The sequence below is a fragment of the Georgenia thermotolerans genome (assembly GCF_009193185.1).
Classification (GTDB): domain Bacteria; phylum Actinomycetota; class Actinomycetes; order Actinomycetales; family Actinomycetaceae; genus Georgenia; species Georgenia thermotolerans.
Map to the genome: position 1 here is coordinate 1 of NZ_VUKF01000043.1, position 11133 is coordinate 11133.

At 73.8% G+C, this 11133-nt stretch carries 7 protein-coding genes and 2 pseudogenes; 7 read left to right on the top strand and 2 right to left on the bottom strand.

The genetic code is table 11. From position 1 onward, the window contains the following. The 5 genes and pseudogenes from GD970_RS22330 to GD970_RS17085 form a co-directional block, all read left to right on the top strand. Window positions 1-235 (top strand): annotated as a pseudogene (locus GD970_RS22330) (hypothetical protein); the annotation flags it as partial. Further along, the gene (gcvH, locus tag GD970_RS17070; protein ID WP_152204113.1) at window positions 232-612 is read left to right on the top strand and encodes a glycine cleavage system protein GcvH; all 381 of its coding nucleotides are present in this window, start codon (window positions 232-234) and stop codon (window positions 610-612) included. The pseudogene GD970_RS22330 and the gene gcvH, both read left to right, overlap by 4 nt. After that, a complete protein-coding gene (gcvP, locus tag GD970_RS17075) occupies window positions 609-3542 on the top strand; it encodes an aminomethyl-transferring glycine dehydrogenase (RefSeq protein WP_152204114.1) in 2934 nt (977 codons plus the stop codon). Before gcvH ends, gcvP begins: the two co-directional genes overlap by 4 nt. A 275-nt stretch (window positions 3543-3817) precedes the next feature. After that, a pseudogene (locus GD970_RS17080) lies at window positions 3818-5080 on the top strand (RNA polymerase sigma factor); the annotation flags it as partial. Between the two features lie 144 nt (window positions 5081-5224). After that, window positions 5225-6382 carry a serine hydrolase domain-containing protein gene (locus GD970_RS17085; RefSeq protein WP_170297255.1) on the top strand — a complete coding sequence of 386 codons (1158 nt, stop codon included), beginning with the start codon at window positions 5225-5227 and terminating at the stop codon, window positions 6380-6382. A 25-nt stretch (window positions 6383-6407) separates the two neighbouring features. Here GD970_RS17085 and GD970_RS17090 read toward each other — a convergent pair whose 3' ends face one another. Further along, on the bottom strand, window positions 6408-7253 hold the full coding sequence (locus GD970_RS17090; protein WP_152204117.1) for a DUF1206 domain-containing protein: 846 nt from the start codon (window positions 7251-7253) through the stop codon (window positions 6408-6410). A gap of 141 nt (window positions 7254-7394) precedes the next feature. Then, on the bottom strand, window positions 7395-7613 hold the full coding sequence (locus tag GD970_RS17095) for a DUF7455 domain-containing protein (protein WP_152204118.1): 219 nt from the start codon (window positions 7611-7613) through the stop codon (window positions 7395-7397). Between the two features lie 161 nt (window positions 7614-7774). Here GD970_RS17095 and GD970_RS17100 point away from each other — a divergent pair, with 161 nt between their 5' ends. Both GD970_RS17100 and GD970_RS17105 read left to right on the top strand, forming a co-directional pair. Beyond that, window positions 7775-9910, top strand: coding sequence for a DNA gyrase/topoisomerase IV subunit B (locus GD970_RS17100; RefSeq protein WP_152204119.1), 2136 nt, complete (start codon window positions 7775-7777; stop codon window positions 9908-9910). Between the two features lie 165 nt (window positions 9911-10075). Next, window positions 10076-11101, top strand: a complete 1026-nt coding sequence (locus tag GD970_RS17105; protein ID WP_152204120.1) for a GNAT family N-acetyltransferase — start codon at window positions 10076-10078, stop codon at window positions 11099-11101. Window positions 11102-11133 lie beyond the last annotated feature (32 nt).

Genomic DNA, 11133 nt, shown 5'->3' on the forward strand with positions numbered 1-11133 from the left:
GGCCGCCTCCGCCGCCGCGCTGTGGCACGCCCTGCTCGCCGCGGGCGAGCCGATGGGCGCGCGGGCGTGCGGCCTGGAGGCGCTGCGGGCCGCGCCCGCCGCGGGCGCGGGCGGCTTCCCTCACCCCCCGCGCGGCGCGTACGGTCGCCTCACCAGCACGGATGCGTCGCGTCGCCCCGCGCCCCCGCGCGCCGGGGCGGTGTTAGCACGAGAACTCGATGAGGAGACCCCATGACCTATCCCGCGGACCGCCGGTACACCCGCGACCACGAGTGGATCGCCGTCGACGGCGACGTCGCCACCGTGGGGATCACGTCCTATGCCGCGGAGGCGCTGGGCGACGTCGTCTACCTCGACCTGCCCGAGGTGGGCACGACGGTGACCGCGGGGGAGAGCTGCGGGGAGATCGAGTCGACGAAGTCGGTCTCTGACCTGATAGCGCCGGCGACCGGCGAGGTGCTGTCGGTCAACACCGAGGCCGTCGACGCCCCGGAGAGCGTCAACGCGGACCCGCACGGCGAGGGCTGGCTGTACACCGTCCGCGTGGGCGAGCTGCCCGAGGACCTCCTGGACGCGGAGGCGTACGCCGAGCAGGCGCAGGGGCAGCAGTGACGAGCTTCGCCAGCCGGCACATCGGCACCGACGCCGCGGCCCAGGAGCACATGCTGGCCGCCGTCGGCGCCGGCTCGATCAGCGGCCTGCTCGAGCGGGCGGTGCCGGGCAGCATCCGGCACGAGGGCGTCCCGGCGGGCCTGCCCGCCGCCGCCGGCGAGCCGGAGGTGCTGGCGCGGCTGCGCGCCTACGCCGCCCGGAACACCGTGCGCACCTCGATGATCGGGCAGGGCTACTACGACACCTTCACCCCGCCGGTGATCCAGCGGAACGTGCTCGAGAACCCGTCCTGGTACACGGCGTACACGCCCTACCAGCCGGAGATCTCCCAGGGACGGCTCGAGGCGCTGCTGAACTTCCAGACCATGGTCATCGACCTCACCGGCCTGGCCGTCGCCGGGGCGTCGATGCTCGACGAGGGCACCGCCGCCGCCGAGGCCATGCTGCTGGCCCGGCGGGTGTCCAAGGGGGCGGGGCACCGCTTCGTCGTCGACCGCGACACCTTCGCGCAGACCCTGGCGGTGCTCGCCACCCGTGCCGAGCCGGTCGGCATCGAGCTGGTCGTCGCCGACCTGACGGACGGGCTCGCCGGCACCGACCTCACCGACGTCTTCGGCGTGCTGGTCCAGGTGCCCGGGGCGTCCGGGCGGGTGCCCAGCCGCGCCGTCCTGGAGGGGATCACCGCCGCCGCGCACGACGCGGGGGCGCTGGCCGTGGTCGCCGCCGACCTGCTCGCCGCCACGCTGGTGGCCGGGCCGGGGGAGTACGGCGCCGACGTCGCCGTGGGCACCACCCAGCGCTTCGGCGTGCCCATGGGCTTCGGTGGGCCGCACGCCGGCTATCTCGCCGTGCGCGCCGGTCTCGAGCGCCAGCTGCCCGGCCGGCTGGTCGGGGTGTCCAAGGACGCCGCCGGCGCGCCCGCGCTGCGCCTGGCCCTGCAGACCCGCGAGCAGCACATCCGCCGGGAGAAGGCGACGTCGAACATCTGCACCGCGCAGGTGCTGCTCGCCGTCATGGCCTCGATGTACGCCGTCTACCACGGCCCGGACGGCCTGCGGGAGATCGCGGCCACGGTCCACGCCCGAGCCGTCGAGCTCGCCGGGGCGCTGCGCGCGGGCGGGGTGCGGCTGAGCCACCAGCACTTCTTCGACACCCTCGAGCTGGCGGTGCCCGGCCGGGCACAGGACGTCGCCGCCGCCGCGCTGGCCCGGAACATCACCGTCTTCGTCGCCGGCGCCGACCACGTGCGGGTGTCCACCGACGAGCTGACCACGCCCGACGTCGTCGCGGAGCTGGCGGACGCCGTCCTGACGACGCTCGGCCCGGACGCCACGGCGGCGACCGGCGCGCCGCCCGCGCCCTCGGACCCGGCGCCCGGCGCGCCGGTGGACACGCGGCCGGGCACGGCGCCAGCCACCGCCCTGCCCGAGGACCTGCTCCGCACCAGCGAGTACCTCACCCACCCGGTGTTCCACGCCCACCGCTCCGAGACGGCGATGATGCGTTACCTGCGCCGCCTGGCCGACAAGGACTACGCCCTCGACCGCGGCATGATCCCGCTCGGCTCGTGCACGATGAAGCTGAACGCGGCGGTCGAGATGCAGGCCATCACCTGGCCCGAGTTCGCCCGCATCCACCCCTTCGCCCCGGCCGCGGACGTCGCCGGCTACCTCGACCTCGTCCACGAGCTGGAGGGCTGGCTGGCGGCGGCGACCGGCTACGACGCGGTCAGCCTGCAGCCCAACGCCGGCTCCCAGGGCGAGCTGTCCGGGCTGCTCGCCATCCGCGGCTACCACGCCTCCCGCGGGGAGGAGCACCGCGACGTGTGCCTGATCCCCGCCTCGGCGCACGGCACCAACGCCGCCTCCGCGGTGCTGGCCGGGCTGCGGGTGGTCGTCGTGGCCACCGACGCCCAGGGCGACGTCGACCTCGACGACCTGCGCCGCCTGGCGGCCGAGCACGCCGACCGGCTCGCCGCGATCATGCTCACCTACCCCTCGACGCACGGGGTGTACGAGGAGCGGGTGCGCGAGGTGTGCGCCGCCGTGCACGACGCCGGCGGGCAGGTCTACGTCGACGGCGCGAACCTCAACGCCCTGCTCGGCCACGCCCTGCCGGGGGAGTTCGGCGGGGACGTCTCGCACCTGAACCTGCACAAGACGTTCTGCATCCCCCACGGCGGGGGCGGGCCGGGCGTGGGCCCGGTGGCCGCCCGGGCGCACCTGGCCCCCTTCCTGCCCGGCCACCCGCTGGCGCCCGACGCCGGCGCCCGCCGGCTGCGCACGGAGGGCGCCGTCTCCTCGGCGCCGTACGGCTCGCCGTCCATCCTGCCCATCAGCTGGGCCTACATCGCCCTGATGGGCGGGGAGGGGCTGCGGGCGGCCACCGACGCCGCCGTCCTCGCGGCGAACTACGTCGCGGCCCGGCTGGGCGAGCACTACCCGGTGCTCTACCGCGGCCGGCACGGGCTGGTCGCCCACGAGTGCATCCTCGACCTGCGCCCGCTGCGCGCCGCCACCGGCATCACGGTCGACGACGTCGCCAAGCGGCTGATCGACTACGGCTTCCACGCCCCGACGATGTCGTTCCCGGTGGCGGGCACGCTCATGGTCGAGCCGACCGAGAGCGAGGACCTGGGGGAGATCGACCGGTTCTGCGAGGCGATGGTCGCCATCGCCGCCGAGGCCGCCCGCGTCGGCTCCGGCGACTGGCCCCGGGAGGACAACCCGCTGGTGGGCGCCCCGCACACGGCCGAGGCGCTCGTGGGGGAGTGGGAGCACCCCTACACCCGCGCCGAGGCGGTCTTCCCCGTGCCCGGGCTGGTGGACGGCAAGTACTGGCCGCCGGTGCGGCGGGTCGACGGCGCCTACGGCGACCGGCACCTGGTGTGCGCGTGCCCGCCGGTGGAGGCCTTCGGCGCGGTGTCGTAGCCGAACCGGCCTGACCGCGGTCCGGCGGGCGCGCTGATCTGGCGCGTCCGCCGGCGCCGGAAAGTTCTCCGCCCGATCGGGCATATCCGGCGTCCAACCGGCGTTATGACGAGCGGTCGCAGGGACCGGACGCAGGGGACGCGCAGGCGTGCCGCCGTCCGCGCTCGATTCGGGCGCCCTGAACGGCCGCTGGAAGTTATAATTGTAGGGCTGCCACGTCACGTCGACGGCCCCCCGGACCCCCCGCCGAAAGGTTCTCTGTGTCGCCCACCCCTGCCTCCAAGTCCCGCACCGCACGCACTGCTGCGGAGGCCGCCAGCGAGGCCTCGGTCGATGAGGCCACCCAGGCGACCGCGTCCGCCCCCGCCAAGAAGGCGTCGTCGCGCACCAAGGTCGCCGCCGCCTCCGGCGAGGCCGCCGCCACGGCGAAGAAGCCGGCGGCGCGCAAGGCGCGTGCGACGTCGTCGCGGTCGAAGACCGCCACCACCGCCAAGAAGCCCACCCTCAAGGCCGTGCCGGACGCCGAGGCGCCGGCCGGTGAGGACGAGGAGGTCGAGGAGACCGGTTTCGTCGTCTCAGACGCCGACGACGACGACGCTCCTGTCCAGCAGGTCGTCACCGCCGGCGCCACGGCCGACCCGGTCAAGGACTACCTCAAGCAGATCGGCAAGGTCGCGCTGCTGAACGCCGAGCAGGAGGTCGAGCTCGCCAAGCGCATCGAGGCCGGCCTGTTCGCCGAGGAGAAGCTCGCGAACGAGGCCGACCAGCTCGAGCCGAAGCTGCGCCGCGAGCTGCAGTGGATCGCCAACGACGGGCACCTGGCCAAGAACCACCTGCTCGAGGCCAACCTCCGTCTCGTCGTCTCCCTCGCCAAGCGCTACACCGGCCGCGGCATGCTCTTCCTCGACCTGATCCAGGAGGGCAACCTCGGCCTCATCCGCGCCGTCGAGAAGTTCGACTACACCAAGGGCTACAAGTTCTCGACCTACGCGACGTGGTGGATCCGCCAGGCCATCACCCGCGCCATGGCCGACCAGGCCCGCACCATCCGCATCCCGGTGCACATGGTCGAGGTCATCAACAAGCTCGCCCGCGTGCAGCGCCAGATGCTCCAGGACCTGGGCCGCGAGCCCACCCCGGAGGAGCTGGCCAAGGAGCTGGACATGACGCCCGAGAAGGTCGTCGAGGTTCAGAAGTACGGCCGCGAGCCGATCTCCCTGCACACCCCGCTGGGCGAGGACGGTGACAGCGAGTTCGGTGACCTCATCGAGGACTCCGAGGCCGTCGTCCCGGCCGACGCCGTGAGCTTCACGCTCCTGCAGGAGCAGCTGCACGCCGTGCTCGACACCCTCTCGGAGCGGGAGGCGGGCGTGGTCTCCATGCGCTTCGGCCTGACCGACGGCCAGCCCAAGACGCTGGACGAGATCGGCAAGGTCTACGGCGTCACCCGTGAGCGGATCCGCCAGATCGAGTCCAAGACCATGTCCAAGCTGCGCCACCCGAGCCGGTCGCAGGTGCTGCGCGACTACCTCGACTGATTCCAGGACCACGACGAGGCCCGCCCCTTCCCCGTGAAGGTGCGGGCCTCGCGCCGTCCCCGGACGGCACGCCCCCAGTTCAGGTCGTAGCGCCCCCTCCCTCGCCGCGTCACCATGGGGTCACCGCCCAGGACGGAGCCGACCATGGACGCCGAGGTCCCGGTCCAGCACCGCCGCCGACCCTCGCCCGGCGATCGCCGGTCCCTGGCGATTGCGGCGGCGGCGCTGCTGCTGGCCGCCTGCACGGCGACGACGGACGAGACCACCCCCGCGCCGGCGCCCACGCCAGCCGATGTGTGCAGCCAGGAGCCCAGCCGCCCCGGCCAGGATCAGTCCCTCCAGGAGCTCCTCGATCGTGCGGCGGCCGACGGGCCGGGCGGAGTCGCGGCGGCGCTGGGTCGCCACGGCGAGGAGGTGCGCCTGTGCTCGGCCGGGCGGGCCGACACCGCCGGCACGCCGCTCAAGCCCGACGACGCTTTCCGCGTCGGCAGCATCACCAAGACCTTCGTCGCGGTCGTCGTCCTGCAGCTCGTCGAGGAGGGGGCCCTGCGCCTCGACACCCTCGTGGTGGACGTGCGTCCCGGCGTGCCGTTCACCGAGGGCGTGACCGTCCGCCAGCTGCTCAACCACTCCAGCGGCGTGCCGGAGTTCCTCGCCGGTGAGGATGTGGAGGCGGCCATCCGCGCCGAGCCCCACCGGAGGTGGACCTCGGCTGACGTGCTGGAGAGTCTCGACGGCCGCGAGCGGGCGTTCGCGCCGGGGACCGCGCACGCCTACTCGAACACGAACTACGTCATCGCCGGGATGGTCGTCGAGGCCCTGACCGGCCGAACGGTCGCGGAGAACGTCCGTACCCGGATCACGGAGCCGCTCGGCCTCCACGACACGGCACTGGCCCCGGACGGGCGTGAGCCGGTGACGGGGTTCTCGCCCCTGTTCGACCCCTCCGGAACGACCGAGGGCACGTCATATCTCGCGCTGGGAACCGCCGCCGGGGCCGCGGGCGGTCTCATCTCCACGGCCGGCGACCTCGCCGTCTTCTACCGGGCACTGGGCGCCGGGAAGCCCGTGCGGCCCGATCTGCTCGCGGAGATGACGGTGTCCCACGGCGAGGGGTACGGCCTGGGCGTCGGAACGGTCCGTCTGCCCTCCGGGATGGGCTTCGGCCACTTCGGTGCCATTCCCGGGTACACCGCCCAAGCCGTCGTGCGGCCAGCGTCCGGCGACGTCCTCGTCGTGCTCAGCAACGAGGACGACGGCCTGCGCGGGCTGAGCACGACCCGGGTCTTCCACGCATGGTGAGGTCCGTCGTCGTCGGCGAGAGCGGTCACCCCTCCTCGAGGTACCGGGCGCTGGCCAGCTGGAACACGCCGAAGCACATCAGCCCGACGGCGACGGCGCCGAGCAGCACCGCGCCGAGCGGCAGGGCGAGCAGGGCCCCGAGGGCGGAGTCGATGCCGCCCGCGCGGGAGGGGTCGCGGCGTGCGGCCGCCAGGACGAGCAGGACGCCGAGGACGGCGATGGCGACGCCCCGGGCGACGTGGCCGACCCGGCCGGCGGCGACGAGGCGGCGGTCCACCCCGGGCCGCAGCTTGTCCCGGAAGGCGGCCGTCCAGCCGCGGTAGACCCAGTAGCCGCCGAGCCCGAGGAGGACCAGCCCGACGACGGCGACGATCACCGCGCCACCGGGCACCGCCAGGACCCCCGCCGTCAGCTGTCGCTCCGTCTGCCCGGACCCGGCGGAGCCTGTCCGCGCCAGCACGCTCAGCGCCACCCCGGCCAGCGCCAGGCCCACCACCGCCCGGCCGGCGGACGCGACCCGCTTCGCCGCCCGGTGCGGCGCCTCGAGGGTGCGGAAGCCCCAGACGGCCTCGACCGCCTGCCACAGGGCGTACGCGGCCAGCCCCGCCGCCATCACCACGATCAGCGCGCGACCCAGCCCGGTGGCGGCGAGCTGCTCGAACGCGCCGCGCTGGTTGGGGGACTGACGCGAGGAGCCCACGGCCAGCTGCAGGGCGATCCAGCCCAGCAGGAACCACAGGACGCCCTTCGCCGCGTAGCCGGCACGGCCCAGCGTCCGCAGCCAGCCGTACTCGGCCGACGCGCGCGCGGCCCGACCCGCCTCCCGCGCGAGGCGTTCGCCGTCGGTCTCGTGGCTCACCTGTCCCGTCATGGGCACACAGAACCACGACGTGATCGGGTGGGCATCCGGTGGCCCCGGTGGCGTCCGACGTGCGGGTCAGAACGGCGCGAGACGCGGAACGGCCGCCGCCCCGGGTGGGGCGACGGCCGTTCGTGCCGGACGGAGCCGGGCTCAGCGGGCCGCGGCGGCGGTCTTGTCCTCGTGGAGGCGGTCGGTCTCGTCGTGGATGCTCTTGGCGACACCGGCGAGGGCGTCGGCGTGCTTGCGGGCGTGGTGGGCGCAGAAGAGCAGCTCGCCCGACTCCAGCTCCACACGCACGTACGCCTGCGCACCGCAGGCGTCGCAGCGGTCCTGGGCGGTCAGTTCGGGGGTGGTGGTCGTTGCCGTCATGTCAGCATGCAACCACCCCCGCGCCCGATTCATGCCATCAAACCGGACCGGTTCGCTCCCGGCGTAGCGGAGGGCCCCCGTGACCGAGATCCTGCGAGATTCTCCCCACCCGAGGCGGGTCGGAGCGCGGCGCGGGCGGCCGGGAATCTTAAAGTGGTCGGGTGTCGACTGCCACCGCGAACGCCGCCTCGAGCTACACCGCCCGTCACCTCTCCGTGCTGGAGGGGCTCGAGGCGGTCCGCAAGCGACCCGGCATGTACATCGGCTCGACCGACTCGCGCGGGCTCATGCACTGCCTGTGGGAGATCATCGACAACGCCGTCGACGAGTCCCTCGAGGGCCACGCCCAGAACATCGAGATCGTCCTCTACCCCGACAGCTCGGTGGAGGTGCGCGACGACGGGCGCGGCATCCCGGTCGACACCGTCGCCTCCCTGGGCCTGAGCGGCGTCGAGGTCGTCTTCACCAAGCTCCACGCGGGCGGCAAGTTCGGCGGCGGCTCCTACGCCGCCTCCGGCGGCCTGCACGGCGTGGGCGCCTCGGTGGTCAACGCCCTGTCCGCGCGGCTCGACGTCGAGGTCGACCGCGGCGGCAAGACGCACCGGATGAGCTTCCACCGCGGCGAGCCGGGCACCTTCGACGACAGCGCCGGCGTCTCCCCGGACTCGCCGTTCGAGCCGTTCACCAGCTCCTCCGAGCTCGCCGTCGTCGGCAAGGTGCCGCGCACCCGCACCGGCACCCGGGTGCGCTACTGGGCGGACCGGCAGATCTTCCCGGTCACCGCGCACTTCTCCTACGAGGACCTCATCGCCCGCGCCCGGCAGACCTCCTTCCTGGTTCCCGGGCTGACCCTGACGGTCCGGGACGAGCGGCGCCTGCCCGGCACCCCGGGCGAGGAGGGGCCGGTCGAGGAGGTCTTCCGCCACGACGGCGGCGTCGTCGACTTCGCCGACTTCCTCGCCCCCGACGCCTCCGTCACCGACACCTGGCGGCTGCGCGGCACGGAGACCTTCACCGAGACCGTCCAGCAGCTCGACAGCAAGGGGCACCTGCGTCCCCAGGAGGTCGAGCGCGCCTGCGAGGTGGAGATCGCCCTGCGCTGGGGGATCGGGTACGACACGAACGTCCGGTCCTTCGTCAACATCATCGCCACCCCCAAGGGCGGCACCCACCAGACCGGCTTCGAGCAGGGCCTGCTCAAGACCCTGCGCAAGCAGATCGACGTCAACGCCCGCCGGCTCAAGGTCAGCGCCAAGGAGGGCAAGGTCGAGAAGGACGACGTGCTCGCCGGCCTCACCGCCGTCGTCACCGTCCGCTTCCCCGAGCCGCAGTTCGAGGGCCAGACGAAGGAGGTCCTCGGCACCGCCCCGATCCGCGCCATCGTGGGCAAGGTGGTCGAGCGGGAGATGACCGCGCTGCTGACCTCCACCAAGCGGCACGAGAAGGTCCAGGCCGCGGCCCTCCTGGAGAAGGTCGTCGGCGAGATGCGCGCGCGGGTCTCCGCCCGGATGCACAAGGAGATCTCCCGGCGCAAGAACGCCCTCGAGACCTCCACGCTGCCCGCCAAGCTCGCCGACTGCCGCAGCGACGACGTCGAGCAGTCCGAGCTGTTCATCGTCGAGGGGGACAGCGCCCTGGGCACCGCCAAGCTCGCGCGCTCCAGCGACTTCCAGGCCCTGCTGCCGATCCGCGGCAAGATCCTCAACGTCCAGAAGGCCTCGCCCGCCGACATCCTCAAGAACGCCGAGGTCGCCTCGATCATCCAGGTCATCGGCGCCGGCTCGGGGCGGACCTTCGACCTCGACGCGCGACGGTACGGCAAGGTCGTCCTCATGACCGACGCCGACGTCGACGGCGCCCACATCCGGACCCTGCTGCTCACCCTGTTCTTCCGGTACATGCGGCCCCTGGTCGAGGCCGGTCACGTGTTCGCCGCCGTCCCGCCGCTGCACCGGGTGGAGCTGGCCGGCTCGGGCGGGAAGAAGGGCGAGGTTGTCTACACCTACTCCGAGGCGGAGCTGACGAACCTGCTCAAGAAGCTCGAGCGGTCGGGCAAGAAGTACAAGGAGCCCATCCAGCGCTACAAGGGCCTGGGGGAGATGGACGCCCACCAGCTCGCCGAGACCACCATGGACCCCGCCCGCCGCACCCTGCGGCGGATCTCCATGGCGGACGAGGAGTCGGTGAACCAGGCCGAGCGGGTCTTCGAGCTGCTCATGGGCAACGACGTCGCCCCGCGCAAGGACTTCATCGTCGCCGGCGCCCAGCAGATCGACCCGGACCGGATCGACGCCTGACGCCGCGGCCGCCGTCGGCGCCCGGCGCCGTCGGCGCGTGGCGCGGTCGGCGCGTGGCGCGGTCGGCGTGTGACGCGGTCGGCGTGTGACGCCGCGGCCGCCGTGGTGCCCGACCTCACCCGCGACGAGCCGGGGACCTGCGTCCCGGGCCCCTAATATCGAGGCATGCCTTCCGACCGTCCTCTGGCGGCGCTCGCCGAACGTCTCCACGTCCCGGCGGTGGCGGAGGTGCCCGCCCCGCACCTCGGCCTGCGGTGGCGTGCGGTGGCGGAGCCCGACCTGGACCAGGCCCGCGCGCTCATCGAGCGCTGCTTCGAGGTGGACCGGCCCATCTCCCGGCTGTGCCCGGCCGAGATCACCGAGCGGCTCGTCGGGACCGCGGCCTCCGCGGTGGAGTCGCTCGGCGGCTTCAGCCATGACGGCCTCCTGCGCGCCATGGCCACGGTGTACCTGCCCGCCGCCGACGTCGACGTCCTGCGCGCCTTCCTCACCGCCACCATCGACCCGCGGTGGCGCGGGCAGGGGATCGGCCGCGCCCTGCTGGACTGGCAGGATGCCCGGGCCCGGCAGCTCATCGCCGCCGACGGGCGCGACCTGCCGGTGCGGATCGGCGCCTACGTCGACGAGCACCTGACGGACCGGCGCAAGCTCTACGTGGCGGCCGGGTTCAGCCCCAAGCGGGTGTACGAGGAGATGCGCCGGCCGGTGGCGGCGCGGCTGCCGCAGGCGCCGCTGCCCGCGGGGCTGCGCCTGGTGGACTGGACTCCCGCCATCGACGACGCCGTCCGGCGTGCCTCGAACGAGGCCTTCGCCGACCACTGGGGTGCGGAGCCGATGTCGCCTGCCGCCTGGGCCGTCGCCCGCGCCGAGATCGAGCCGGCGTGGTCCAAGGTCGCCGTGACGGCGGACGGCGAGGTGGCCGCCTTCGCGCTGACCAGCCGGCACGAGCACGCGTGGCCGCGGCTGGGCGCCAGCGAGGGCGACACCGAGCGGCTCGGCGTCCTTCCCGGGTACCGCGGCCGGGGCGTCGCGCAGGCCCTGCTCGTCGCCGTCGTGCGGGCCCTCGCCGCCGACGGCGTCGAGACGGCCGCCCTCACCGTCGACACGGTGGACCCGACCGTGCGGGGGTTCTACGAGGACCTCGGCTACCGGCGCGAGGGCGCCCGGATCCTCTACACGATCGAGATCTGACACGCCTAACGGTTCGCGATTCTGGCGTCCCC